Origin of the sequence: Pseudomonas sp. W2-17, assembly GCF_041060445.1 — a bacterium.
Classification (GTDB): Bacteria; Pseudomonadota; Gammaproteobacteria; order Pseudomonadales; family Pseudomonadaceae; genus Aquipseudomonas.
This window is the reverse complement of the sequence record NZ_JAUFNS010000015.1, coordinates 21247-47396: the sequence shown is the minus strand read 5'-3', so window position 1 is coordinate 47396 and position 26150 is coordinate 21247. Positions and strand designations below refer to the sequence as shown.

Genomic DNA, 26150 nt, shown 5'->3' with positions numbered 1-26150 from the left:
AATTACTCGTCAGCGCCCTTGTCGATCACTTTACGGCCACGGTATACGCCTTCTGGCGATACGTGGTGACGCAGGTGAACTTCACCGGTGGTTTTTTCTACAGACAGAGTGCTAGCCTCGAGAGCGTCGTGGGAACGACGCATGTCACGGGCAGAGCGGGATTTTTTGTTCTGCTGAACAGCCATAATTGATTAACTCCTAAACGTTTGGGTCACGCTTTAACTGCGCCAATACACTGAACGGGTTGGACCGCGTTACCTCGTCCTCGCTCGGTTCGGACTCGTTGAGGTCCGCCGGCGGCTGGCATTCTTTCGGATCATGAGTTGGAACAATGGGCAAGGCAAGCAGAAGCTCATCCTCGATCAAAGCCAGCAGATCCATGGGATCTTCGCCGAGTTCCAGCACGTCATAGCCTTTCGGCATCGACTGGGTGTTTGCACCCTCCTTCACCACGGCATAACTGCATTCGCTGTGGATCGGAAAGGTGACCAGCTCAAGACAACGCTGGCAAACCATTTTGACTTCGACGTCAATTGCACTGTGGATAACCACGGCGCGCTGCTCGTCTCGCTCAAAAACGAATTTCGCCTGCACCGTACCGAGATTGTCAGCAAGCGGGTCGCAGAGTCTCTCCAAATCAGCCAGCAGCATCTCTCCCTGAAGAGTAGTGCCACGATCAGCTAACTTGCGCGGGTCAACGTGAGGTGGAATCGGGTCATTCAACATAGGCGCAGCATTCTAGGGACGACCCTGGCGACTGTCAAAGGAAATTCAGGCCTGTTCGCAACCTGACCTGCTGATTACACTCGACTTTCATGTTTCGGAGCCACCCATGCTGCCTCTACTCCTTGCTTCCAGCTCGCCTTACCGCCGTGAATTGCTCGATCGCCTGCGCTTGCCATTCGTCTGTGCGTCGCCTGACATCGACGAAAGCCGCCGGCCGAACGAGCCTGCTATCGACCTCGTGACCCGCCTGGCGCGTGAGAAAGCCATGGCACTGTCGGAACAATTTCCCGACCACCTGATCATCGGCTCGGACCAGGTGGCAGTGCTTGGCGAGCAGATCCTCGGCAAGCCGCACACCTTCGAGCGCGCCCTCGAACAGCTGAAGGCGAGCAGCGGCAACAGCGTCAGCTTCCTCACCGGCCTCGCGCTCTTCAACAGCCGCACAGGTGAGTGTCAGATCGATTGCGTGGCCTTCACCGTGCACATGCGCGAGCTGGACGACGCGCGTATCAGCCGCTACCTCCACGCCGAACAACCCTATGACTGCGCTGGCAGCTTTAAGGCCGAAGGACTGGGCGTCAGCCTGTTCCGCAGCACCGAGGGCGCGGATGCGACCAGCTTGATCGGCCTTCCTTTAATACGCCTGGTGGACATGTTGATGAACGAAGGCATCGAGCTGCCCTGATCTCGACACAATAAACAGATGCGAAAAGCCCGACCAATGCCAATGGCCGGGCTTCTCTTCACACGCGAAGGCTGAAGCGATCAGCGCAGGGACGGCCCCTTGAAGCCTGCCCACATTGCGATCTGCTCAGCCACGCTGGCGCCCATCTTTTTGGAGAAACGATCAAACGCCGACTCTTGCACGGTGTAATCGACCATCTCTTTCTCGCCGATGATATCCCGCGCCACGTAGCTGGCACTGCCAAGCCCATCGACCAGACCCAGATCCACCGCCTGCTCGCCTGTCCAGACCAGCCCCGAGAACAGTTCCGGATGGTCCTTGTCTTTCAGGCGATCACCGCGACCCGCCTTCACGCTGGCGATGAACTGCTTGTGGGTAGTGTCCAGAACGCCCTGCCAGAAGGCAGTCTCGTCAGGCTTTGGCGGCTGGAACGGATCAAGGAACGCCTTGTGCTCGCCCGAAGTGTAAGTACGACGGTCAACACCCAGTTTTTCCATCGTGCCGACGAAACCAAAGCCGGCTGCCGTGACACCGATCGAACCCACCAGACTGGCCTTGTCCGCGTAGATCTGGTCGGCGGCGCTGGCGATGTAATACGCACCGGACGCACCCAGATCAGTGATCACCGCATACACCTTGATGTTCGGCTTCTGCGCGCGCAGACGACGGATTTCGTCGTAGATATAGCCGGACTGCACCGGACTGCCGCCCGGGCTGTTGATGCGCAGAATCACGCCCTTGGTTTTTTCATCTTCAAACGCTTTCCGCAAACTGCCAACGATGTTGTCGGCGCTGGCGGCCTCGGTATCGGCGATCATGCCTTTCACCTCGATCAGCGCCGTGTGGCTGGTGCTGCGCGAGGCGCCCTTGCCGAAATCCATTAGTGGCGAGAACAGCGCCAGTGCGCCGAACAGGTAAAGAAAGGTCAGGGATTTGAAGAAGATTCCCCAGCGCCGTGACCGACGCTGCTCCTGTACGCTGGCGAGCAGGGTCTTTTCCAGCAGTTTCCAGCTTTTTGCATCCCCTGCGTCGTCGCGCTCTGGCGAAGACGGAGATTTCCATTCGTCCGACATAAATCAGTTACCCCAACAACGAAGTTTCAGCAGTCCGCGCACCCAACCAGGTGCGCAATTCGGAAAAGTGCTCGATCGCCAGACGCGGCTGGTATTGAAGCAGAGAGCCTAGCGCTTGCGCGCCGTACCCGACAGCCACCGAATCCATTCCGGCGTTACGCGCCATCAGCAGATCGAACGATGCGTCGCCAACCATCAGCGCCTTTTCAGGCCTGACGCCGCAATGCTGCAGGATTTCATTGAGCATTAGCGGATCGGGCTTGCTGGCCGTTTCATCCGCTGCGCGGGTGGCGTCGAAGAAGTCGGTCCAGCCATGCGCCTTCAACACCCGATCCAGACCACGCCGGGCCTTGCCGGTGGCGACCGCCAGACGATAGCCCTCGGCACGAAATGCCTCCAGCGACTCACGCACCCCGTCGAACAGTTTCGAAGGCTCAACGTCCATGGCCATGTAATGGTCGGCATAGTGCTGCCGGAAATCGATCAGGTCATTGGCCGTGATATCCGGGTACAGCGTGCGAATCGCTTCCGGCAAACCCAGACCAATAATGCCCTTGATCGCTGCATCGTCACGTACCGGACGACCGGCAAGCTGTGCGGCGGCTTGCATCGCGTCGACGATACGACCGATGGAATCGGACAGCGTGCCGTCCCAGTCGAAGATCAGCAGTTCGTAATCAGGGCGCAAGCAGCAGTCGCTCCACGGTCTTGGCCCACATCTCATCGACGGGCGCTTCGAGTTTCAACTCGCCACCATCGGGCAGCGGCACGGTCAGGGCGTAGGCGTGCAGGAACAGACGCTTGCCGCCGAGATCACGAATTTCGCGACTGAAATCTTCATCGCCGTACTTGGGGTCACCGGCGATGCAGTGGCCGGCATGCAAGGCGTGCACGCGAATCTGGTGGGTCCGGCCGGTAATGGGCCGAGCTTCGACCATGGTGGCGAAGTCTCCGAAGCGGCGCAGGACCTTGAACAGGGTCAGCGCCTCCTTGCCCTCCTCATTGACCTCGACCATGCGCTCGCCGGAGCGAAGATTGCTCTTGAGCAACGGTGCACGGACCTGCTTCTGCGCGGTCGGCCAGTTTCCACGGACCAGCGCCATATAACGCTTATCCACGCCGTCGCCGCGCAACTGTTCGTGCAGGTGGCGCAACATGCTGCGCTTCTTGGCGATCATCAGCAGTCCGGAGGTGTCGCGGTCCAGACGGTGGACCAGTTCCAGCTCCTTGGCGTCGGGACGCAGCTGACGAAAGGCTTCGATGACCCCAAAGCTCAAGCCGCTGCCGCCGTGAACCGCGATGCCAGCGGGCTTGTTGAGGACGATCAGGCCTTTGTCTTCATGGACAATGGCGGCCTCAAGACGCTGCAGCAGACCCTGGGCAACCGGCACAGGCTCGTCGCGCTCAGGCACTCGAACGGGCGGGACGCGCACGACATCGCCCGCCTGAAGCTTGTACTCGGGCTTGATCCGGCCCTTGTTCACACGCACTTCGCCCTTGCGCAAAATGCGGTAAATCAAGGTCTTGGGTACGCCCTTGAGGTACGTGATCAGAAAGTTATCGATGCGCTGACCGGCAAATTCCGGCGCAACCTCTACCAGCCGGACGCCGGGGGTTGGGGGGGTAAGATTTGTCATGGCGCAAATCATAACAATTTTTTATGGATTTGAAGCACTTAATGATTGCTGCTATAGTCGCGAACGCCGCCAAAAGCGGCCTGGACAGCGGACAAACGGTATGACAGCCGGCCCTGCCCAACGCAATTCACGAGGGCGCGAGGCCGTCCTACGGGGCTTTCGGTGACAACGGAAGATATGCAAGCGTAACGAGCGCAGGTGACATGAGGCCTGAAACAAGCCCGATCGCAGAGTGAGTCACTCGCCATCGAGGCCCACGTTCAAGGCCAGTTCACAAAGTGCAGTCGCTGGCAGTCGCTCCGGGCGAATGTTTCGGAAACCATGCCTTATTTGAGCCATGACGCGCGGACTTCCCATGGAAGATCGCGATAAATGCAACCCGCTGCGGATTCAGCGCGCGGCAGCACCCGAATTATCAGGGATACGTGTGGGGTGGAGACGCACAACCGTCGGACTGTGTAGCACAAGGCTTTATTCAAGACGCTTCATATCGTCCGCTACCGATGGTTGATTCCTCCTCCTGACAAAGCTTTTGCTGACAGGGTGTCATTTGTCACCACAGCAAGCAGGAACGTCGTCGCGACTCGGCCCCGCTGGCCGAACCTCGTTAGACACTGGAGTGCTCAAGCACTCCTGACGTGCCCTGACACCGACCGTGAGAAGTCGTGTGTGCCGAACGCCGTTTCCGGCAGCCCGGAAACCGACGGTACTACATGAAAAGAATGCTGATTAACGCAACTCAACCCGAAGAGTTGCGTGTTGCGCTGGTAGACGGCCAGCGCCTCTACGACCTGGACATCGAATCCGGGGCCCGCGAACAGAAGAAGGCCAACATCTACAAAGGCCGGATCACGCGTATCGAACCCAGCCTTGAAGCCGCGTTTGTCGACTTCGGCTCCGAGCGCCACGGCTTTCTGCCGCTGAAAGAAATCTCCCGCGAATACTTCAAGAAGTCACCCGAAGGCCGCGTCAACATCAAGGACGTCCTGAGCGAAGGCCAGGAAGTCATCGTTCAGGTCGAGAAAGAAGAGCGTGGCAACAAGGGCGCTGCCCTGACCACGTTCATCAGCCTCGCGGGCCGTTACCTGGTCCTGATGCCGAACAACCCGCGTGCCGGCGGCATCTCGCGTCGTATCGAAGGCGAAGAGCGCAACGAACTGCGTGAAGCGCTGAACGGCCTGATCGCCCCTGCCGACATGGGTCTGATCGTTCGCACTGCCGGCCTTGGCCGCAGCAGCGAAGAAATGCAGTGGGACCTCGATTACCTGCTGCAGCTGTGGACCGCGATCAAAGAGGCTTCCCTCGACCGCTCCGCACCGTTCCTGATCTATCAGGAAAGCAACGTCATTATCCGCGCCATCCGCGACTATCTGCGCCAGGACATCGGCGAAGTGCTGATCGACAGCGTCGAAGCCCAGGAAGAAGCGCTGACGTTCATCCGTCAGGTGATGCCGCAATACGCCAGCAAGATCAAACTCTACGAAGACAGTGTTCCGCTGTTCAATCGTTTCCAGATCGAAAGCCAGATCGAAACCGCCTTCCAGCGCGTCGTCGAACTGCCTTCCGGTGGCTCCATCGTTATCGATCCGACCGAAGCGCTGGTGTCCATCGACATCAACTCGGCGCGCGCCACTAAAGGCAGCGACATCGAAGAGACCGCCCTGCAGACCAACCTTGAAGCGGCTGAGGAAATCGCCCGTCAACTGCGTCTGCGCGACATCGGCGGCCTGATCGTCATCGACTTCATCGACATGACCCCGGCCAAGAACCAGCGCGCCGTGGAAGAAAAGGTCCGTGAAAGCCTCGAAGCTGATCGTGCCCGCGTTCAGGTCGGTCGCATCTCGCGCTTCGGCCTGCTGGAAATGTCTCGTCAGCGTCTGCGTCCATCCTTGGGTGAGAGCAGCGGCATTGTCTGCCCGCGTTGCAACGGCACCGGCATCATCCGTGACGTTGAATCGCTGTCGCTGGCAATCCTGCGCCTGATCGAAGAAGAAGCGCTGAAAGACCGCACGGCCGAAGTGCGCGCTCAAGTGCCGATCCCGGTCGCCGCATTCCTGCTCAACGAAAAACGCAACTCGATCACCAAGATCGAACTGCGCACCCGCGCGCGCATTATCATTCTGCCGAACGACCATCTCGAAACCCCGCACTTCGAAGTGCAGCGTCTGCGTGATGACAGTCCGGAAGCCCACAGCTTGCAGACCAGCTATGAAATCGCTGCCGCTGCTGCTGAAGTGGAAGAAGTTGCACCGCCTGCCGCTGCTACCCGCACCCTGGTTCGCCAGGAAGCGGCAGTCAAAACCGCTCCGGCCCGTGCCAATGCACCGGTTCCGGCTGAAGCCGCTGCGCCGGTTGCCGCTGCCCCTGCACCGGTCGCCCATGAGCCAAGCCTGTTCAAAGGCCTGGTGAAGTCGCTGGTCAGCCTGTTCGCTTCCAAGGAAGAGCCTGCTGCTGCCGCACCAGCCGCCGTGGTCGAAAAACCGGCTGCCGAGCGCCCTGCGCGCAACGACGAGCGCCGGAATGGCCGTCAGCAGAGCCGCAGCCGTAACGGCCGTCGTGACGAAGAACGCAAGCCGCGGGAAGAACGTGCACCGCGTGCCGATCGCGAAGAACGCGCACCCCGTGAAGAACGTGCCCCACGTGAGGAGCGCGCGCCTCGTGAAGAGCGTGCACCGCGCGAGCCGCGTGAAGCCCGTGAAGAAACCACCGCGCCGCGTGAAGAGCGTCAGGCCCGTGCGCCTCGCGAAGAGCGTCAGCCACGTGCTGCCCGTGAAGACCGCAAGCCGCGTGAAGAGCGTGTGCGTGAATTGCGTGAGCCGATCGACGCCGCACCGGCTGTCAACCTGCCCCGCGAAGAGCGCCCTGAGCGCGCCCCGCGTGAAGAGCGTCAGCCGCGTGCGCCGCGTGAAGAGCGTCAACCACGCGCCGAACAGGCTGCAGTGGCTGCCGAAGACGAAATCCTGCTGACCAGCGAAGAGCAACAGGATGACAACCAGGAGCACGCCGAAGGCGATCGCCCTCGTCGTCGTTCACGTGGTCAGCGTCGTCGCAGCAACCGTCGTGAGCGTCAGCGTGATGCCAACGGCAATGAAATCGAAGGCAGCGAAGGCGTTGAGAGTTCGGAAGGCTCCGAAGCCCACGATGGCGAAGGCAATGAGCACAGTCATGAGTCCCATGACGAAGTGCACGCAAACGCCGACCGTGGCGATGTCGTTGCCGGCGCAAGCGTTGCTGCCGTAGCGGAGCGCGTTGTCAGCGCCACCGCCGAAGCCGATGCCCACCGCCAGGCTGAACGTGCGAACACGTCCGTTGAAGTCCGCGCGACTGAAGCAGCACCGGTGGCTCAGGCCCCCGAAGCAGCGCCAGAAGCGCCAGTCGTCGAAACCCCTGCGCCTGAAGCCAGGCGTTCGGTGATGCCGGAAGTGGAAGTGGCAACTTTCGACGCCTCGCTGAGCCCGTTCGAACGCCAGGTGAAAGCCGCCGCTGAAGCCGAATCGACCGACACGCCAGCCAGTGCCGAGACTTCGGTCGCTGTTGAAGCGCCATCGGTTGTGGAAGCCCCGGCCTTTATGCCGACTCCTGCGCTGGTGCATGAGGCGGTTGAAGTTGCCGTGGTTGAGCCGGTTCATGTTGTTGAGCCTGTTAAAGCCGAGCATGTCCAGGCTGCTGAGCCTGTTCAGGCGGCCGAGACTGCCGAAGCGTCTGAGCTCGTTCAGATCTCTGAACCTGCTCAAGCCGCCGAGCCAGTGCACGCCAAGGCCTCGGTAATCGACGCGCCGACCGTGGTTGAACCGGTTGCTCAGCAGCCTGTGGCCGCTGAACCGGTCATCGCGCCAGCCGTAGAAGCGCCCGCTCAGACTGCAGCGCCGGAAATCGTCGCTGCGCCAGTCGCTGTCGAACCTCCTCAAGCGCCGGTTGCAGAACCGGCCAAGGAAGAGACGCCTGCGCTGCCGGTTGCCAGCAATGGCCGTGCACCGAACGATCCCCGTGAAGTGCGCCGCCGTCGTCTGGAAGCCGAGCGTCAGCAGAAAGAGGCCCAAGCCTCGGATGAGCCTAAACCGCTCGTTTAATCGGCGGTAACCAAAAAGCCCCACCTGTGTAAGCAGGTGGGGCTTTTTTGTGCCTCAGGTTTGAAATCAGCGAGGGGGAAAGATCAAAGCAGCAGGCACATCCACGTCCCACAACACTCCCGGGTCGTCGACCTCGATCTCTTTGATCCGCGCGCCCTGGAAAAGCCGTTTGGCGCCCTTCTCCCCGGCAAGCGCCATGAGTGCCGGCCCGAACCCACGACCAAAAGCAACGGGATGCCCATACCGCCCACCATGGACCGGCACGCTAATGGCGTCGTCCTCCACCGAGCGGACCACACATTCGAGTGTGTCAGCATGAATGAAGGGCATGTCGCCCAACGCAATCAACCAGCCGCGATGGGCAGGCTCGGCCGAAACGGCAGCAGCGATGCTGTCGCCCATGCCAGGGGAATCAAGCACCACCACCTCACAGCCGTGGCGCAAGCCCAATTCGGCAACACTGCAGTAATCGGCTCGGGTCAACAGGACGGTTTTATTGGCGAGGGGGCTGACATTGGCAAGCACCTGCTCCAGCACCGATCGCTCCACGCCGTCACGCCCGAGGCATTGCGCCAGGAGCTTGTTACGGTGCTGACCGGCTACAGCTCTGTAACGGCTGCCGAGGCCGGCCGCCAGCACGATGGCACACAGGGTTTCACTCATGTTCAACCCTCATGGGATACACGCTGACTGAAACTCAAACCGGAAGAGGACGGATCCCACGGTCAATACAGGTTAGGTTCCATCTCAAGCGCAACACCGAAGCGCTCGAGGATGTCCGCCTGAATCCGCCGCGCGAGACCGAGCAATTGCCCGCCCGATGCCTGGCCGTAATTGACCAGCACCAGCGACTGCAGCGCATGAACGCCGGCGTCACCATCACGAAAACCCTTCCAGCCCGCTTGCTCGATCAACCAGCCGGCCGCCAGTTTTACTTGGCCATCGGCCTGAGGGTAGCCGACCATGCCAGGGTGCGTGAGTTTGATGACAGCCACACGCTCGGCGGACACCAGCGGGTTTTTAAAGAAGCTCCCGGCATTGCCCAGCGTCGCAGGGTCAGGCAGTTTTTCGCTGCGAATGGCGCAGATCGCCCGACTCACGTGGATCGGCGAAGGCTCTTTGATGCCCTGCTCTTCCAGCCGCTGACGCACCGGACCGTAATCGAGATGCAGGCTCGCCGAGTAACTGAGCTTGAAGCGAACACGTAGGATCAGCCAGCGGTTCGGCTGACGTTTGAACAGGCTGTCCCGGTAGCCGAACGCGCAGTCGGCCAGGGCAAATTCCCGCAGCTCACCGCTGTTTCGATCGATCGCGGTGAGGCCGTGGAAAACATCCTTGAGCTCAACGCCGTAAGCGCCGATGTTTTGCATCGGTGCAGCGCCAACGGTGCCGGGGATCAGGCTGAGGTTTTCCAACCCTGCCAGTCCCTGGGCGAGCGTGTCCTGAACGAAAGGATGCCAGGGCTCCCCCGCCTCCGCTTCGACAATGGCGCCGCCGCAATCCTCGTGGGTGATGCGGATGCCACGGCTGGCCATGCGCAGCACGAGGGCATCAACGTCACGGGTCAGCAGCAGGTTGCTGCCGCCGCCGATGACCATCAGCGGCACGTCGTGGCTGGCCGAATACGCCAAGGCCTCGCGCACGTCGTCGTCGCTGAACGCCTCGGCAAAACGCCGGGCATGCACATCCACGCCGAACGTGTTGTAGGGCTTGAGGGACACGTCGTGCTGCACATTCAGCGTCATGGGTGCATCCGCGAAAACAGTGGAAGAACGACAAGAGCCATGCCCATCAACCCTCCAGCAGACGACGAACGCGTTCCAGGTCTTCAGCGGTGTCGACGCCGGCCGGTGGCGCTTCAAGGGCATCGGCCACGTGAATGCGCACGCCGTGCCAGAGCGCACGCAACTGCTCGAGGTTTTCGGTGTTTTCCAGCCAGCAGGGGCCCCAGCTGACGAAGTCGTGGAGGAACCCGGCGCGGTAGGCATAAATGCCGATGTGACGGCGATACGGCACGCCTTCCGGCAGCTCGTCGCGGGTCTTCGCCAGCGCATCGCGAGCCCAGGGCAGCGGCGCGCGGCTGAAGGTCAGTGCCAGGCCGTTGAGGTCCGAGCAGACCTTGACCACATTGGGATTGAACAGCGATGCGACGTCCTCAATCGGCTCGGCGAGGGTCGACATGCGTGCCTCAGGGTGTGCGGCGAGGTTGTCAGCAACCTGATCGATCACGGCGGGCGGGATCATCGGCTCGTCCCCCTGGACGTTGACCACGATGGCGTCGTCGGCCAGACCCAGTTTGGCGGCGACTTCAGCCAGGCGGTCGGTCCCGGAGTTGTGATCGTCGCGGGTCATCAGCACTTCGGCGCCGAACAACTGGCAGGCGTCGACGATGCGCTGATCGTCAGTGGCAACCACCACGCGCTCTGCGCTGCTTTTGCGCGCCTGTTCCCAGACGTGCTGGATCATCGGCTTGCCGGCGATGGTTTTCAGCGGCTTGCCTGGAAAGCGACTGGAGCCGTAGCGTGCCGGAATGACAACGGTGAACGCTGCGGTCATTTGTCCAGACGCTCGTCGGCGGTGAGGGTGCGCGCTTCGCTTTCCAGCATCACCGGGATGCCGTCGCGGATCGGATAGGCAAGGCCGGCGCCTTTGCTGATCAGCTCGGTTTTATCGGCGCTGAGCTTGAGCGGACCCTTGCAGATCGGGCAGGCAAGAATGTCGAGCAATTTGGTGTCCATAAGAGATCCTGAGCGAGTCATGGCAAAACACGGGTTAACTGCGAATCGAACCAACTGACGAACGCCAGCGAAGGCGCGGCTTCCACGGCCAGGTACCACCAGTCCGGCGCGGCGAAGGAGGCGCATTTGACGGCGTCCTTCTCGGTCATGACCACGGGCAATGCCGGGGTGAACGACAGGGCCTGGGCACTGAACACGGCATGGTCGGCGAACGCATGTGGAACAGGCCGCCAGTGTAGTCCTTCGAGGGTGTTGAAGAAACGTTGTGGATTACCGATGCCGGCCACTGCGTGGAGCTGCTGACCGGGCGGGAAATGATCGACCGGCCGGCGTTCACCGGTGACCAGGTTGACCAGCGCGGAGGGGTTGAGCTGAAACCCAAAGCCGTCTTCGCGATCCGCGCCCGCGCCGTTGTACAGCAGGGCATCAACGCTTTGCAGCCGCTCCACCGGTTCGCGCAACGGGCCCGCCGGCAGGCAGCGCCGATTGCCAAGCCCGCGGACGGCATCGATCAGCACCAGTTCGAGGTCGCGGTTCAGGCGATAGTGCTGCAGGCCGTCGTCGGAAAGAATGAGGTCGAGGGGCTCTTCAGCCAGCAAGGCGCGCACGGCTTGCGAGCGGTCCGGGTCGATCATCAGGGGCACGCCGGTGCGATTGACGATCAGCAGCGGTTCATCGCCCGCGTGCTCGGCGGGCTGCTGCGGCAGGACGCGCCAGGGCAGGCTCGGCGGTTTGGCGCCGTAACCGCGACTGACCACACCGACGCGCAGGCCGCGGGCCCGGCAATGGTCGATCATCCAGAGAATCAGCGGCGTCTTGCCGGTGCCGCCGATGGTGATATTGCCGACGACAACGACCGGAACGGGCGCTGTGTAGATGTCACCCTGCCCTGCGAGGAAACGCGCGCGCTTGCGGTTCACCACGCGCCGGTACAGGCATTCGAGCGGGCGCAATAACACCAGCGCCGGATGGCCGTTGTACCAAGCGTCGAGCAGTCGGTCAGTGAATGCCATCAGTTAGCCGATGCGGCCTCGACGGTGGTCATGCGCAAATGGGCGAAACCGAGCTTGCCGGCGGCGTCCATGGCGGTAATCACCGCCTGATGGGGTGTCTTGCCGTCGGCACTGATCGACAGCGGCAGGCTGGTGTCGCCCTCGGATTCCTTCTGCAGGGCATCAATCAGGGTTTCCAGCTTGCTGTCGCCCAGCAGCGTGTTGTTTACCGAATACACGCCGTCGGCATTGATGGTGATGTCGAGGTGCTTTTTGTCGACGTCATCTGCAGAAGCGCCGGTCACCGCCTGGGGCAGGTCAACGCGCAGCTGGGTTTCCCGGGTGAACGTGGTGGTCACGACGAAGAACAGCAGCAGGATGAACACCACGTCGATCAGCGACACCAGATTGATGTCGATGGTCTCCCTGGGCTTGCGACGGCGGAATTTCACTTCTTCTTGCCCTCGCCACGCGCGGCAGCCTTGATGTCCGGCTTGGCGTCGGTCAGATCGACGTCACGATCGCCCTGCACGACTTCCACCAGCTTGATGGCTTCCTGTTCCATGCCGACGACCAGTTCATCCACGCGGCTTTGCAGGTAGCGGTGAAAGAAGATCGCGGGAATCGCAACGGTCAGGCCCGAGGCGGTGCAGATCAGTGCCTTGCCAATACCGCCGGCGAGCATGCCTGCGTTGCCGGTCATGCCGCTGCTGGTGAAGGAGCTGAAGATGTCGATCATGCCGAGCACGGTGCCCAGCAGACCCAGCAGGGGGGCCATGGCAGCGATGGTGCCGAGTGTTGCCAGATAGCGTTCGAGCTCGTGAATGACCCGGGCTGCGGCTTCCTCGATGCACTCTTTCATGATCTCGCGACCATGACGGGAATTGGCCAGACCGGCGGCGAGGATTTCACCCAGTGGCGAATCGGCGCGCAGCTCCTTGAGTTTTTCGGCGCTCAGCTGGTTGTCCTGAATCCAGCGCCACACCTGGCCGAGCAAATGCGGCGGCGTGATGCGGCTGGCGCGCAGGGTCCAGAGGCGTTCAATGATGATTCCGACGGCGGCGATGGAACTCAAAATGATCGGTAGCATCATCCAGCCACCTGATTTGACCAGCTCCCACACAGCGACCACCCCCTCAAAAAAAGTGGCGCCACTCTAACATAGCGTCGGCGCCTCGCCGAACGTGTCGATGAATAACCAGACCTTTCAGTCACGCCAGAAGCGTCGCGTCCTACGTTCGGCCAGCGCCTTTTCGTAAGCGCCCAATTGCACGGTGATAGCACCCAGCACAGCGCTGTCGTGAATCTCCATGCCCGACCACGCGTAGCGCGACATCACCAGAGGATGGGGATGACCGAACGCATTATTGCGGCCTCGGGAAATCAGCACGCCCCGGGCGCCGACCGCGCGCAGAAACGCCCGGGACGACGAGCTGCGGCTGCCGTGGTGGGGGGATTGCAGCCAGTGGGCGCTGACGTTGAAGCCATCGGCGAGCATGGCGCGCTCTGCCTCCACGTCGATATCACCGGTCAGCAACAGCCGCTCGCCGTTGGCCTCGACGCTGAGCACGCACGAGGCCTGATTGCCCTCTGCGGCTTGCTCCCAACTCCAGGTGGAAAAAACGACTTCATCCCACGTCCATGTTTCCCCGTTACTGCAGGACTCGGCCGACAACTCGGCAGGCATGCGCCCTACGTCACCCGTCAGCACCCGCGCAACAGGCACGCCTTTGAGAACGGCGGCGGCGCCACCGGCATGATCAGAATCGGCATGACTGAGCAGCAGCGTGTCCAGTTGCCTGACCCCGGCGCGCCGAATGGCCGGCAACACCACGCGCTCGCCGATATCGAAATCGCCGAAGCGCGGCCCCGCGTCATACAGCAGCGCGTGATCACGGGTACGCAGCAGAATGGCAAGGCCCTGCCCCACGTCCAGCTGCAGCACTTCGACTTGCCCGACAGGCACGGTTTTCTGCGGAGGGAAGATGCACAGCAACAGTAACGGCCAGCCCAGCGGACGCATCGGCAGGCCTTTGGGCAGTAACAGCAGCAACGCGCCGAGCAGGCTGAGCGGCCAGACCCACACCGGCACGTGGGGCCCGGTCCAGGCGGGAGCGAGATCCGCCATGAACGAGAGCCATCGAAACAACCCGTCCATCGAACCGCCCGCCAGCCACAGCAGGCTTTCGCCAAGGGATGGAATCGCCAGCAGCAGCGTGCCGATCAACGCCAGCGGCAGAATCAACAGGCTTACCCACGGCACGGCGAGCAGATTGACGACGGGGCCGCTCACGCTCACCGGCAGGTTCAGCGCCAGCAACACCGGCAACAGGCCAAGCGCAATCAGCCATTGTGCGCGGGTCCAGCTCTGCAGCCAGCTCCACCGCCCGAGTCGCCCGCTGAAGATCAGCATCAGGATCGCGACGGCCAGAAACGACAGCCAGAAGCCGGGGCGCAGTGTGATCAACGGCTCGGCGATCAGCACCAGATTCAGCGCCAGCAAAAGCGGCCACGTGGTGCCCAGATGACGGAAACGCAGACGCCACAGCAGCACCAGACCCAACATGATGACGGCCCGCTGCACCGGCACTTCAAATCCCGCCAGCACGCCATAGGCCAGCGCGCCCGAGAAGGCCGCGATGCACGCCGAAGGCAGCCAGGGCAGAAACGGCGGCCACGCGCCCCAGCGGGCCAGACCGGCGACGAGCCCGTAGAGCAAACCGGCAAGCAAGCCGATGTGCGTCCCGGATATGACCAACAGGTGAACGGTGCCGGTGTCCTGCAGGACCTGCCAGTCGGCGGCGCTCAGTCCTGAATCGTCACCCAGCACCAAGGCGGCCAGACCACCCTGTCGGCCTTGGGCATCCACACTCAGCAGGCGCTGGCGGATGCCGTCGCGCCAATTGCCTCGGGCCGGCTCAAGCAACTGACCGTCCACCACGGTGCCGGTGGCGCCAATGCGCTGGGCCAGCAGCCATGCCTGGTAATCGAAGGCTCCGGGGTTGACCAGCCCACCCGGCCGCTTGAGTTTGACCGCCAGACGCCAGCGCTCGCCGCTGCTGACCGGCGGGCCGCCGTACCAGCCAACACGAATCTGTTCGGGAAGTCGCGCGCGTCGTGAAACGGGATCATCCAGCTGAAACCGCACCACGCCGTCGAGGGTCTGTGGCAGCCCGACGACGCGGCCTTCCAGCAAGAGTGTCTGTCCGTCGAGACGCTCGGCCAGTCGGTCATCCAGCGCCGACGACGCCGAGACGCAGGCCCAGGTCAGCCCGAACAGTTAAAACGCCAGCGGGTAAGTGCGAAACGGCAGCAGCATCAGCGCCACCACGGGCAACGCCAGTAGCAACCAGACCGGCGGTAATGCTGGCAAAAAACGTAGCGTCAGCAATCCGAGTGCAAGCGCGAGCATCCCCGTGCGCATGAGGCTTTCCTTGTCTGCGGGCGAAATCGACCTTCATGGCTTAGTCGATGCGCCGGCACGCGCGCTTATTAATTGTCACAAAGTCTGAATTTGCATTTGCGACTATCCGTGCATACTTCCCCGAATTTCCCGCCCACCTCGCCGGATTCCCGTATGCCACGCCACCTGATCAAGCGCTACATGCCCGATCCGAACAGCATCCGGGAACACAAATCCTTACGCTTTCTTGGCTCTCTTCTGCACGACCCCAACCTCTGGCACCTCAATCGACACTCCGTGGCGCGCGCAATGGGGATCGGGCTGTTCGCCGCCTTGATGCCGATGCCGTTGCAGATGCTGCTGGCGGCCGTACTGGCGATCTGGGTGCGGGCCAATATGCCGATCGCGGTCAGTCTGTGCTGGCTGACCAACCCGCTGACGATGCCGCCGGTGTTCTATTGCACCTACAAAATCGGTGCGCTGCTGATGGGCTTGCCGCCACGGCATTTCCCGGACGAGCTGAGCTGGGACTGGATCAGCGGACAGCTCTCCACCTTGTGGCAGCCGTTTTTGCTGGGATCGGTGGTGGCGGGGATCGTGCTGGGCGTGGCGGGGTACTTCGGGACGATGGCGTATTGGCGCTGGTGGGTCGGACGGCAGTGGCGGCAGCGCAAGGCAAAGCGCCAATAGTACGAACACAGCAGAACAGGTGGGAGTGAGCTTACTCACGAAGGCGTCAGTACATCTGCTACATGTTCAGCGCATGTAATGACGTCTTCGCGAGCAAGCTCGCTCCCACAGTATGGAGCGAGTTACTGACGCATACCGCGTCCGCTCACCAGCAGTCGCGCGCAGCCCAGGTACAGCACGATGGTCGCAACGATCATGAACGCCAGGGCGATGCTGATCTTGATGTCCGACACGCCGAGAATGCCGAAGCGGAAGGCGTTGACCATGTGCAGCACCGGGTTGGCCAGCGACACGGTTTGCCAGAAAGGCGGCAACAGGTTGATCGAATAGAACACCCCGCCCAGGTAGGTCAACGGCGTCAGCACAAAGGTCGGGATGATGGAAATATCATCGAAGTTGCGCGCAAACACAGCGTTGATAAAGCCCAGCAGCGAGAAGATCGTCGCGGTCAGCAGCACCACAATGATGGTGATGCCCAAGTGATGCACCTGCAGGTCGGTGAAGAACATCGACAGCATCGTGACGATCACCCCCACCGCCAGCCCGCGCAGCACGCCGCCGATGGTGTAGCCGATCAGGATGGTGTGGGGCGACACCGGCGAGACCATCAGCTCTTCGACCGAACGCTGGAACTTGGCGCCGAAGAAGCTCGAGACGACGTTGCCGTAGGAGTTGGTGATCACCGACATCATGATCAGGCCCGGCACGATGTACTGCATGTAGGTGAAGCCACCCATGTCGCCGATCTGCCGACCGATCAGGTTGCCGAAGATGACGAAGTACAGAACCATGGTGATCGCTGGCGGCAGCAGGGTCTGCGGCCAGATCCGCATGAAGCGCCGGACCTCACGATAAACGATGGTGTTCAGGGCGATCAGGTTGGGGCGCAGCTCCGAGCTCATATCGCCACCTTCGCCAGATTCTTCTCGACCAGACCCACGAACAACTCCTCAAGGCGATTGGTTTTATTGCGCAGACTGAGCACCTGAATGTTCTGCAGCGACAGCTGGCTGAACAGCGACGTGATGCCGAGGGTCTTGTCGACCTGCACCTCAAGCGTGTGGTTATCGACCCGTTTCACCGGATAGCCGTTGAGCTGAGGCGCGGCCTGCAGTGGATCGCGCAGGTCCAGCAGGAAGGTCTCGACGTGCAGCTTGTTGAGCAGGGTCTTCATGCTGGTGTTTTCGATGATCGTGCCGTGATCGATGATGCCGATGTTGCGGCACAGCTGCTCAGCCTCCTCCAGATAATGCGTGGTGAGGATGATGGTGATGCCCTTCTCGTTCAGCTCGGTGAGGAAGGTCCACATCGAACGGCGCAGCTCGATATCAACGCCCGCCGTAGGCTCGTCGAGGATCAACAGTCGCGGCTCATGAATCAGCGCGCGGGCAATCATCAGGCGGCGTTTCATGCCGCCGGACAACGAACGCGACGGCGAGTCGCGCTTGTCCCACAAACCCAGCTGGGTCAGGTACTGCTCGGCGCGCTCCTTGGCGATCTTCGGCGGAATGCCGTAATAACCCGCTTGGGTCACGACGATGTCGAAGGTCTTTTCGAACTGATTGAAATTGAATTCCTGCGGCACCACGCCGATCGAGCGTTTGAGCTGCGCCGGATGGGTATCGAGGTCGTGGCCGAAGATGTTCACCGTGCCGCTGGTTTTGTTGACCAGGGTCGAGATGATCCCGATGGTGGTGGATTTGCCGGCGCCGTTGGGGCCGAGCAATGCGAAGAAATCACCCTCGGCGACGTCCAGATCAATGCCCTTGAGGGCCTGGAAACCGTTGCCGTAGGTCTTGGTTAGCTGCCGGATGGACAGAGCTGAACTCATGACTGAACACACACCAATAAAAATGAAAAGGGAAGATAAACGGATACGAACGTGCAGTTGCTGCGCTCACAGGGGTGCTGACATTTACCGTGCTGCGCAGCTGGAATATCAGGCGCAACTCAAGGCTACAAACGCAGTGGCCGCAATGTTGCGTGCCGATGCCGCCCAAGTACAGCGACATCGATTGATAGTCAGTATTAACTCGACACGGGCTGAACTCAGGTCAGCGCGGTCATGACGGCCTTTCGATACGCCGGACGCTGTTGCAAACGCTCGTACCAGGCTTTGAGGTGGGGCAGCTCGCGACGTTCAATCGGCATTTCGAACCAGGGGTAAGCGAAGCAGCCGAGGGGAATGTCGCCCACGCCGAATTCGTCGCCCGAGAGGTACGGCTGACGCGTCAGTGCTGCGTCGACAATGACCAGCAGGCGCTCGACTTCGGCTATGGCCGCGTTGATCTGCGTCCAGTCCTGTTTGTCGGCTGGCGTGCGTACTACGCCCCAGAACACCGGGCGGAAAGGGCCGGCCAGCGTCGACGTGGTCCAGTCCATCCACTTCTCCGCCTGAGCGCGCGCCTTGGGGCTGGCGGGGTAGAGCGAAGAATCCGGCGCGTACTGGGCGGCCAGATAGCGAACGATGGTGTTGGATTCCCACAGCACGAATTCGCCGTCTTCGATCATCGGCACCACGCCGTTGGGGTTCTTCGCCAGGTACTCGGGCTGATCGTTGACTCCAAAAGGGCCGCCGGCATTCAGCGACTCGTATTCCAGTCCCAGCTCCTCGGCGATCCACAATGCCTTGCGCACATTGGACGAGTTCTTGCGGCCCCAGATCTTCAACATGTTGTCATTCTCCGTGTGGTCAACGAGCGATGAGTGGCGATTGCGGCGGGCCACAGTCTACTCCGGGATGCGGGTGTTCGAGCCACAACTTCCTGTGCATCGGCCAGCCCCCGAACTCCCTTGATAGCCCGGGGTCACTATCGAAGCGCGGGCCAGAGCGGTCGACTGCGCAGCCGGTTGCGCTTATCGCACCGTCATCATGGAGGGCTGTTTATGTTGTTGCTGTGGATCGTAGTGTTGGTGGTCGGCGTGGCCTGGCTGGCCCATCGGCGAGTTGCGCCCTTCCCCGCCCTGGGCATCGTCGCGGTGTACCTGCTGGCGATGGGCGCGTTCAGTCATGCCCACGGCTGGATGATCATCCCGTGGGTGTTGTGGATTGGCGTCGCGTTGATGCTGGCGCTGCCGGACCTGCGCCGCAAACACTTCAGTGCGCCGATGTTCTCGTGGTTTCAGAAAGTGCTGCCGCCGATGTCCGCCACCGAGCGTGACGCCATCGACGCCGGTACGGTGTGGTGGGATGGCGAGCTGTTCAGTGGCCGTCCGGACTGGAACATCTTGCTCAGCTACCCGAAGAGCAAACTGACGGATGAAGAGCAGGCGTTCCTCGACGGCCCGACCGAAGCGCTGTGTGCCATGGTCAGCGACTGGGAGATCGGTCAGGCCATGGACCTGCCGCCGGAAGCCTGGGCGCATATAAAAGAGCATGGTTTCTTCGCCCTGATCATTCCGAAGGAATACGGCGGTAAAGGCTTCTCGGCCTACGCCCACTCGCAAGTGGCGATGAAGTTGGCGACCCGCAGCGGCGATCTGGCCTCCACCGTGATGGTGCCCAACTCACTGGGCCCAGCAGAGCTGTTACTGCATTACGGCACCGACGAGCAGCGCAATCACTACTTGCCACGCCTGGCCCGTGGCGACGAGATCCCGTGCTTCGCACTGACCGGGCCGCTGGCCGGCTCCGACGCAGGGGCGATGCCTGACACCGGGATCATCTGCAAGGGCCAGTGGGAAGGCAAAGAAGTCATCGGTCTGCGCCTGAATTGGGAAAAGCGCTACATCACCCTCGGCCCGGTCGCCACCCTCCTCGGCCTCGCCTTCAAGGCCTACGACCCTGAGCATTTGCTCGGTGACGAGGCAGACCTGGGCATCACCTTGGCGCTGATTCCGACCGACAATGCCGGCGTAGAGATCGGCCGTCGTCATGTGCCACTGGGCGCAGCGTTCATGAACGGCCCGAACTCCGGCAAGGACGTGTTCATTCCGCTGAAGTACCTGATCGGCGGCCAGGAGATGCTCGGCAAAGGCTGGATGATGCTGATGAATTGTCTGTCGGTCGGGCGTTCGATTTCCCTGCCGGCGGTCGGTACCGGCGCCGCGAAGTTCACCAGCCTCGTTACCGGGCAGTACACCCAGGTGCGCGAGCAGTTCAACGTACCGCTGGCAGCGTTCGAAGGGATTCAGGAATCTCTGGCGCGCATAGGCGGCAATGCGTGGCTGATGGACAGCGCGCGCATCCTGACCGCCAATGCGGTGGACCTGGGCGAAAAACCTTCGGTGCTGTCGGCGATTCTGAAATATCACCTGACCGAGCGTGGCCGGGAGTGCATCACCCACGCGATGGATGTGCACGGCGGCAAGGGCATCATCATGGGCCCGAACAACTACCTCGGTCGCTCGTGGCAAGGCGCGCCGATCTTCATTACGGTCGAAGGCGCGAACATTCTGTCGCGCAACCTGATGATCTTCGGTCAGGGCGCCATCCGCTGCCATCCGTTCGTGCTGAAGGAAATGGCCCTCGCCGGCCGTAAGGATCACGATCGGGCAGTGGTGGAATTCGACGGCCTGCTCATGCAGCACATTGGTTTCGCTGTGCGTAATGCGGCCAGCACGCTGGTGCTGAATCTGGGTCTTGGGCATTTCGAAAGCGTGCCGGGTGATCGCCTGAGTCAGGGCTATTTCCGCGCACTGAACCGTCAGGCTGCAGCGTTTGCGATGCTGGCGGACCTGAGCATGATGCTGCTGGGCGGCGAGCTGAAACGCCGCGAGCGTCTGTCGGCGCGACTGGGTGATGTGTTGAGCCACATGTACTTGGCGTCCGCCGCGCTCAAGCGTTACCACGATCTGGATTATCCCGAAGCGCTGGCGCCGCTGTTTTGCTGGTCCATGGAAGAAGCGCTGGGTGAGTCGGAGCGCGCGCTGGACGAATTGCTCAGTAATTTCCCGAACCGGATCCTTGGCGGGCTGCTGCGGGTGATCGTGTTCCCGTTCGGTCGTCGTCACAAAGGGCCATCGGACAGGCTCGATGCGCAGGTCGCGGAAATCCTTGGCCGTGCCAAGGGCGACCCGGCGCTGGAATCGGTGCTTGCCGGTTGCTATCGCCCGACCGACGCAGAGGATCCGGTCGGCGCGTTGCAGCACGCCAGCGACTTGCTCATCGGCGCCAAGGCTATCCGCAGCAAACTTCATCACGCGGTGAAAAGCGGCCAGGTCAAGCCGGCGGGGGGTGAGCATCTGATCGATGCCGCGCTCAACGCAGGTGTGCTGCAGGTGCCGGAAGCAGAGACCTTGCGGGCGGCAGAGGCGGCGCGGCGCAAAGTGATCGATGTGGATGATTTCGACAAGGAAGAGCTGGTCGCCACTGAAGGCAAAATCCGCTGATTAATTGAGGCGAACCCTGTAGGAGTGAGCTTGCTCGCGATGGATTAGGTACAAGCACTGATGACAGTGTCAGACCCACCGAGGCCTTCGCGGGCAAGCTAGCTTTTGCACCTGCTGCCCGCGACTTACGTCTACATACACCGCGCTGGTGAATTGTCCTACACTCCTGGGTAACAACAAGAAAAACCCAAGGGGACGCATCATGATTAACCAACGCCTGACTCATCGCTGCCTGCTCTCTGAAATTGCCTCGGGGGAGGATCTTTACAGCGGCAAGCCGACACCCACCCTGCAAACCCTGCTGATGATGGGCTTCGTCACCCGTCTGCCCAGTCCTGACCGTACCTTTGCGCACCTCGCCCTCACTGAAGCAGGCCATCGGTATCTGGCGGGGTTGTGGCATTGAGATAGCCGCAGGCGGCGGGGGCCTCTATACTCCCGCGCCTGTTTTTGTCTCTGAGGGCTTCATCATGGCCGACGCCAATCTCGACCACATCATGAATCTGCTGCTGCACTTGCGCGGCATCCTGGTCGCGCTGGGAGAGGCCGAGCAGGTCCCCGAAGAAAGTCATGCGCTGTTTCTGGAGCGTTACGATGAGTTGCTGACGCTGTTGCCGGCTGATCCTATCGAGAGTCAGTATCTTGGCCAGGATTTGTTGTGTCAGGTGATTCAGCGTTATCCGCAGATTGCTCATTTAGTGCCGCGGGATTTGTTGTGGTTTTTCGCGGGCGATTGTCTGCATTTCATGCCGGACGATGAGATTGATTTGTATACGGCACTGGAGGAGCGTCGCTTTGAGGCGATGGAGAACGAGGAGCCGTTTGACTGGAATCAGGAGAAGCAGTTGTTGGCGATGTCGCAGTCTGAGTCCAAGCACTGATCTGAGTTTATCCGGATCAAGATCAACATCAAGAGCGTCCGCCTGGGGGCGGACTGTTTCGCCTTCGGCGAGTTACTTGATAAAGCCCCAAGTAACCAAGGGCTTGTGCTCCTGGTTGGGCCCTTCCTTCGTCAGGGTTCCTTCACTCCGGTCTCGCTCCGTGGGCCCGCGCCGAACGGACATCCATGTCCTGACGGCGCTCTCGCCGCATCCATGCGGCTCGGCCCACTCCGCGAGACCTGCGTTCAGCCCTGCACCCAAGTCGCGTTCTGCGGTGTCTGGACCTTCTGCGTATGAAGATCCAGATCTACGGCAGATCAAGGGCTTCCCGGCTGAAGCCGGTCCTGTGCAGGCTGTGTGAAAACCCCGAACGCCGATGCACTGCTCAAAAAATGTACTAAAAAATGCGTTTCTACGCGAAATCTGGGTCTGCAAACCACGCGAGCATTTGCAAAATTCACGTGAGAGCGCGCAGTTCATTTTTGGTGGAGGGTTTTCACACAGCCTGTACGGGGGGCGCCGCCTGTCCTTATGACTGCGCGCATTTGTAGGACCGGCTTCAGCCGGGAAGCTGTTGACGCAGATCCGTTCCCACGCTCCGCGTGGGAATGCAGCCCAAGACGCTCCGCGTCACCCTTGACCTCGGCAACAAGCCTCCCGCTCGAAAAAGTATTTCCTGATCTTACCGCTCCGCTAAATGCATATTTTTTATAATTAGCTTAGCGCCAAATCGAATTTCACAGACCCTCGACTTGCCCCTATGTTGCTGACTTGCTCCCGCGCTTCCTCTCGCGTCGGTTGGCCCATCAGCACAAGGAATTGTCATGAGCGTCGAGTTCATTGGTTATATCGCGACCCAGCCCGGGTCGGAAATTCATCCGCGCAGCGGGGCGGCCGTTCAGCCTGAGTATGTAGAGAAAGTCGCCCGTGCCCATGAAGAGGCGGGGTTTGATCGTGCGCTGGTTGCCTACCATTCCAACAGCCCGGACAGTGCGTTCGTGGCGTCTTACGCGGCCAGCGTCACGACAACGTTGAAGTTTCTCGTCGCACACCGACCGGGTTTTATCTCACCCACCGTCGCCGCTCGGCAATTCGCCACGCTGGATGTGTTCACTGGCGGGCGTATTGCGGTGCACATCATTACAGGCGGCGATGATCAGGAGCTGCGCGCCGACGGCAGTTTTATTGGCAAGGATGAGCGTTACGCGCGCACGGACGAGTACCTCGGCGTGGTGCGCCAGGAATGGACGGCCGATAACCCGTTCGATCACCACGGCGATTATTACCAGTTCGAGGGCGCTCACTCGCTGGTCAAGTCGCCGCAGCAGCCGCATATTCCGCTGTATTTCGGGGGTGCCTCGCGGGCTGCGCTGGAAGTCGCGGGCAAGCATGCCGATGTCTATGCGCTATGGGGCGAGACCTACGAGCAAGTAAGAGACATCGTCAAACAGGTGCGGGCTGAAGCCGCAAAACACGGCCGGACGGTACGTTTCAGCCTGTCGTTGCGGCCGATTCTGGCGGAGACGGAGGAAAAGGCCTGGGCGCGTGCGGACGATATTCTTGAGCGGGCGAAGGCACTGGCGCAGGCGTCAGGGTTTGAACGGCGAGAGCCACCGAATGAAGGTTCGCGGCGTTTGCTGGAAGCCGCGGCTCAGGGCGCTCGTCTGGACAAACGCTTGTGGACCGGCATTGCCGGGCTGCTTGGCGCGAAAGGCAATTCCACGGCGCTGGTGGGCACCGCAGAGCAAGTGGCCGAAGCGCTGCTGGATTATTGCGACCTGGGAATCACGACGTTCCTGATTCGCGGTTTTGATCCACTGGAGGACGCAATCGATTACGGCAGAAAACTGATCCCGCTGACACGCGAATTGGTAGCGCGGCGTGAGCAGGAGAAGAACGAAAAAGTGGCGTAATCGCCGCCTGCGCGGCAGGCCTCATCAACACCCCATGCCAGGCGCGCCGCGTAACGGCGCGCCTGGATTCGATATCACGCCTGGTAATCCGTCCCGTGCCGATCCAGTTCGCGGATCAGCGCGTTCCAGTGCCGTGTCACGCCCGGGCCGGTGCCGTTTTTCAGGACTTTGGCCTGTTCTTCCACCCTCTTCACCACTTCTTCAGGCGGGAAGATCAATTCGGCATTGCCCGCGGCCTGCGCGGCAATCTGGATGTTGCAGGCGTACTCGAGGTTGTGCAGCTGTTGAAACGCGTGCTCGACACTCACACCCGCCGTGAGCAGGCCGTGGTTGCGCAGGATCATCACGCTCTTGTCGCCCAGGTCCGCCACCAAGCGTTCACGCTCGCCGAGGTCCTGCGCGATGCCTTCGTAACCGTGGTACGCCACGCGCCCATAGAACCCGAGGGAATGCTGGGAGATCAGCAACAGCCCGTTCTTCTGTGCAGAGACGGCAATCCCGTCGCGGGTGTGGGTGTGCAGCACCGCCTGTAATTCAGGGCGCGCAGCATGGATGGCGCTGTGGATAACGTAGCCGGCGTTGTTGATCCCCAGGCCGGTCGGGTCATCGACGAGGGTGCCGTCGATGTCGACCTTGACCAGATTGGACGCGGTGATCTCGTCGAACAGCAAGCCAAAGGCGTTGATCAGGAAGTGCTCGTCGGGCCCTGGCACCCGCGCGGAAAAGTGCGTGTAGATGTGATCGGTCCAGCGTTTCAGGGCGGCGATCCGGTAAGCCGCCGCCAGTTTCACCCGCACCTCCCATTCTTCCGGGCTGACCCGATCACGCACGCTGCCGGCATGGGCGGCGGCGCTGACGGCGGACTGAGCGGGTAAAGCACTGACGTTGCTCATGCATGACTCCCTGATGGTCTGGTTCAGACGTAATCGGGGCAGCCTATGCGCTGAGCAAACCATTTAGAAATCACATTTTCTTCTAAGCTAATTATCAGATTTTTTTATTATCAAACTGTCACAGCCCTTAAGCCGCATCCCGCTCCTGCTTCAGCGCTTGCGCCACCAAATTACCGAAGGACGCTACCGGCGCCTGCAGATTGCCGAGGAAGCGTGGGTAGATCAGCCACAGGTCCATCACCGGCTTGAAATCCTTGAGCGGCATGACCGCCAGTGAATCGCGGTGGACGCTGCGTTCCAGCAGCGGGCGCGGCACCAGACCCAGGCCCATGCCATCGGCAACCAGCCCCAGTTGCAGCTCGGTGCCGAAGGTTTCCAGATTGACCTTCAGGCTTAACCCCTGATCAGCCAGCGTGCGTTGCAGCCCGGCGCGGAAACCGCAGCCATCGGGGTTGAGCACCCAGCCCAGCGCGTAGCAGTCCGCCAGCTTCACCGGCTTTTTCGGCAGCGCGCTTTTGGCGCACACCACCACCAACTCCATCTTGCCGATGGACTCGCCGACGATGCCTTCAGGGAAGATCTTCCCGGCCGGGAACAGCGCCGCGGCCGCGTCCAGTTCACCATTCTCGATTTTGCCGATCAGGTGGCTGCCCCAGCCGGTGATCACTTGGGCGCGCAGGTCGGGAAATTGCCCGCGCAGGTGTTTCAACGCATCCAGCAGCACGACGTCGCCGATGGTTTGCGGCACCCCCAGCCTGAGCAAACCGCTGGGCGGCGTGTCGCTGGCGACGAGTTCGCGCAGAGAGTCCATTTCCCGCAGGATCGCCAGACACTTCTGATACACCTGCGTGCCCATTGGCGTCGGCTTGAGCGGCTTGGTATTACGGTCAAACAATTCAACGCCCAGCGCTTGCTCGAAATTCTGAACCCGGCGCGTGATGGCGGGTTGGGTCAGGTCGAGGGATTCAGCGGCATGGCTGATCGACTGGCAGCGAATGACCGCTACGAAAGCATCGATGTCATCAATTTTCATTCGGATCGCACATGGAATAAGGGAAACAAGATAGGCAAAAATCATAATGGCTATCGAAGGCGCTGGATAGCCTTACAACGGCCTG

General features: G+C 61.2%; 24 protein-coding genes and 1 pseudogene. 7 read left to right on the top strand and 18 right to left on the bottom strand.

Features of this window, described 5'->3' with window-relative positions; genetic code table 11:
* Nucleotides 1-2: 2 nt before the first annotated feature.
* Together rpmF and QWI20_RS18740 are read right to left on the bottom strand one after the other, a co-directional pair.
* Nucleotides 3-185 carry a 50S ribosomal protein L32 gene (rpmF, locus tag QWI20_RS18745; RefSeq protein ID WP_003179396.1) on the bottom strand — a complete coding sequence of 61 codons (183 nt, stop codon included), beginning with the start codon at nt 183-185 and terminating at the stop codon, nt 3-5.
* Nucleotides 186-198: 13 nt separating this feature from the next.
* Nucleotides 199-726 carry a YceD family protein gene (locus QWI20_RS18740; protein WP_192172733.1) on the bottom strand — a complete coding sequence of 176 codons (528 nt, stop codon included), beginning with the start codon at nt 724-726 and terminating at the stop codon, nt 199-201.
* 106 nt (nt 727-832) lie between these two features.
* Here QWI20_RS18740 and QWI20_RS18735 point away from each other — a divergent pair, with 106 nt between their 5' ends.
* On the top strand, nt 833-1411 hold the full coding sequence (locus tag QWI20_RS18735) for a nucleoside triphosphate pyrophosphatase (RefSeq protein WP_369306700.1): 579 nt from the start codon (nt 833-835) through the stop codon (nt 1409-1411).
* An 80-nt stretch (nt 1412-1491) separates the two neighbouring features.
* On the opposite strand, the gene sppA is transcribed toward QWI20_RS18735, so the two are convergent.
* From sppA to rluC, 3 genes are read right to left on the bottom strand one after another with little or no spacing between them, the layout of a single operon-like run.
* Entirely contained in the window at nt 1492-2484 is a 993-nt protein-coding gene (gene sppA / locus QWI20_RS18730) for a signal peptide peptidase SppA (RefSeq protein WP_369306699.1), read from the bottom strand.
* A 7-nt stretch (nt 2485-2491) separates the two neighbouring features.
* Nucleotides 2492-3172 carry an HAD-IA family hydrolase gene (locus tag QWI20_RS18725; protein ID WP_369306698.1) on the bottom strand — a complete coding sequence of 227 codons (681 nt, stop codon included), beginning with the start codon at nt 3170-3172 and terminating at the stop codon, nt 2492-2494.
* Nucleotides 3162-4121 carry a 23S rRNA pseudouridine(955/2504/2580) synthase RluC gene (gene rluC / locus QWI20_RS18720; RefSeq protein WP_192172737.1) on the bottom strand — a complete coding sequence of 320 codons (960 nt, stop codon included), beginning with the start codon at nt 4119-4121 and terminating at the stop codon, nt 3162-3164. Before rluC ends, QWI20_RS18725 begins: the two co-directional genes overlap by 11 nt.
* Nucleotides 4122-4843: 722 nt before the next feature.
* On the opposite strand from rluC, the gene rne reads away from it, so the two are divergent.
* The gene (gene rne, locus QWI20_RS18715) at nt 4844-8191 is read left to right on the top strand and encodes a ribonuclease E (protein WP_369306697.1); all 3348 of its coding nucleotides are present in this window, start codon (nt 4844-4846) and stop codon (nt 8189-8191) included.
* Nucleotides 8192-8257: 66 nt separating this feature from the next.
* Here rne and QWI20_RS18710 read toward each other — a convergent pair whose 3' ends face one another.
* The 8 genes and pseudogenes from QWI20_RS18710 to QWI20_RS18675 all read right to left on the bottom strand — a co-directional run bounded on the left by QWI20_RS18710 (nt 8258) and on the right by QWI20_RS18675 (nt 15345).
* Nucleotides 8258-8854 carry a nucleotidyltransferase family protein gene (locus QWI20_RS18710; protein WP_369306696.1) on the bottom strand — a complete coding sequence of 199 codons (597 nt, stop codon included), beginning with the start codon at nt 8852-8854 and terminating at the stop codon, nt 8258-8260.
* 62 nt (nt 8855-8916) lie between these two features.
* The gene (murB, locus tag QWI20_RS18705; RefSeq protein WP_369306695.1) at nt 8917-9936 is read right to left on the bottom strand and encodes a UDP-N-acetylmuramate dehydrogenase; all 1020 of its coding nucleotides are present in this window, start codon (nt 9934-9936) and stop codon (nt 8917-8919) included.
* Nucleotides 9937-9982: 46 nt separating this feature from the next.
* The gene (gene kdsB, locus QWI20_RS18700; RefSeq protein ID WP_369306694.1) at nt 9983-10747 is read right to left on the bottom strand and encodes a 3-deoxy-manno-octulosonate cytidylyltransferase; all 765 of its coding nucleotides are present in this window, start codon (nt 10745-10747) and stop codon (nt 9983-9985) included.
* Entirely contained in the window at nt 10744-10929 is a 186-nt protein-coding gene (locus QWI20_RS18695) for a Trm112 family protein (protein WP_071551147.1), read from the bottom strand. Before QWI20_RS18695 ends, kdsB begins: the two co-directional genes overlap by 4 nt.
* 17 nt (nt 10930-10946) lie before the next feature.
* Nucleotides 10947-11942 carry a tetraacyldisaccharide 4'-kinase gene (gene lpxK / locus QWI20_RS18690; RefSeq protein ID WP_369306693.1) on the bottom strand — a complete coding sequence of 332 codons (996 nt, stop codon included), beginning with the start codon at nt 11940-11942 and terminating at the stop codon, nt 10947-10949.
* Nucleotides 11942-12373: a biopolymer transporter ExbD gene (locus tag QWI20_RS18685; protein WP_065993112.1), complete on the bottom strand. Its 432-nt coding sequence runs from the start codon at nt 12371-12373 to the stop codon at nt 11942-11944. Before QWI20_RS18685 ends, lpxK begins: the two co-directional genes overlap by 1 nt.
* Nucleotides 12370-13044 carry a MotA/TolQ/ExbB proton channel family protein gene (locus QWI20_RS18680; RefSeq protein ID WP_192172743.1) on the bottom strand — a complete coding sequence of 225 codons (675 nt, stop codon included), beginning with the start codon at nt 13042-13044 and terminating at the stop codon, nt 12370-12372. Before QWI20_RS18680 ends, QWI20_RS18685 begins: the two co-directional genes overlap by 4 nt.
* An 84-nt stretch (nt 13045-13128) precedes the next feature.
* A pseudogene (locus QWI20_RS18675) lies at nt 13129-15345 on the bottom strand (DNA internalization-related competence protein ComEC/Rec2).
* Nucleotides 15346-15498: 153 nt separating this feature from the next.
* Here QWI20_RS18675 and QWI20_RS18670 point away from each other — a divergent pair.
* Complete coding sequence (locus QWI20_RS18670; protein WP_369306692.1) at nt 15499-16014, top strand: DUF2062 domain-containing protein; 516 nt, start codon at nt 15499-15501, stop codon at nt 16012-16014.
* Between the two features lie 122 nt (nt 16015-16136).
* Here the strand turns inward: QWI20_RS18670 and QWI20_RS18665 are convergent, their stop codons facing one another.
* The 3 genes from QWI20_RS18665 to QWI20_RS18655 all read right to left on the bottom strand — a co-directional run bounded on the left by QWI20_RS18665 (nt 16137) and on the right by QWI20_RS18655 (nt 18687).
* Complete coding sequence (locus QWI20_RS18665; protein WP_369306691.1) at nt 16137-16916, bottom strand: ABC transporter permease; 780 nt, start codon at nt 16914-16916, stop codon at nt 16137-16139.
* Complete coding sequence (locus QWI20_RS18660; protein ID WP_369306690.1) at nt 16913-17845, bottom strand: ABC transporter ATP-binding protein; 933 nt, start codon at nt 17843-17845, stop codon at nt 16913-16915. Before QWI20_RS18660 ends, QWI20_RS18665 begins: the two co-directional genes overlap by 4 nt.
* A 218-nt stretch (nt 17846-18063) precedes the next feature.
* Complete coding sequence (locus QWI20_RS18655; protein WP_369306689.1) at nt 18064-18687, bottom strand: glutathione S-transferase family protein; 624 nt, start codon at nt 18685-18687, stop codon at nt 18064-18066.
* A 213-nt stretch (nt 18688-18900) separates the two neighbouring features.
* On the opposite strand from QWI20_RS18655, the gene QWI20_RS18650 reads away from it, so the two are divergent.
* From QWI20_RS18650 to QWI20_RS18635, 4 genes are all read left to right on the top strand, one after another.
* Complete coding sequence (locus QWI20_RS18650) at nt 18901-21345, top strand: acyl-CoA dehydrogenase (protein ID WP_369306688.1); 2445 nt, start codon at nt 18901-18903, stop codon at nt 21343-21345.
* A gap of 202 nt (nt 21346-21547) precedes the next feature.
* Nucleotides 21548-21751, top strand: coding sequence for a hypothetical protein (locus QWI20_RS18645; protein ID WP_369306687.1), 204 nt, complete (start codon nt 21548-21550; stop codon nt 21749-21751).
* 64 nt (nt 21752-21815) lie between these two features.
* A complete protein-coding gene (locus QWI20_RS18640) occupies nt 21816-22226 on the top strand; it encodes a PA2817 family protein (RefSeq protein ID WP_133776461.1) in 411 nt (136 codons plus the stop codon).
* Between the two features lie 824 nt (nt 22227-23050).
* The gene (locus tag QWI20_RS18635; RefSeq protein WP_369306686.1) at nt 23051-24139 is read left to right on the top strand and encodes an LLM class flavin-dependent oxidoreductase; all 1089 of its coding nucleotides are present in this window, start codon (nt 23051-23053) and stop codon (nt 24137-24139) included.
* A gap of 74 nt (nt 24140-24213) precedes the next feature.
* Here the strand turns inward: QWI20_RS18635 and QWI20_RS18630 are convergent, their stop codons facing one another.
* Both QWI20_RS18630 and QWI20_RS18625 read right to left on the bottom strand, forming a co-directional pair.
* Nucleotides 24214-25032 carry a class II aldolase/adducin family protein gene (locus QWI20_RS18630; RefSeq protein WP_369306685.1) on the bottom strand — a complete coding sequence of 273 codons (819 nt, stop codon included), beginning with the start codon at nt 25030-25032 and terminating at the stop codon, nt 24214-24216.
* Between the two features lie 127 nt (nt 25033-25159).
* Nucleotides 25160-26065, bottom strand: a complete 906-nt coding sequence (locus QWI20_RS18625; RefSeq protein WP_369306684.1) for a LysR family transcriptional regulator — start codon at nt 26063-26065, stop codon at nt 25160-25162.
* Nucleotides 26066-26150: the final 85 nt, after the last annotated feature.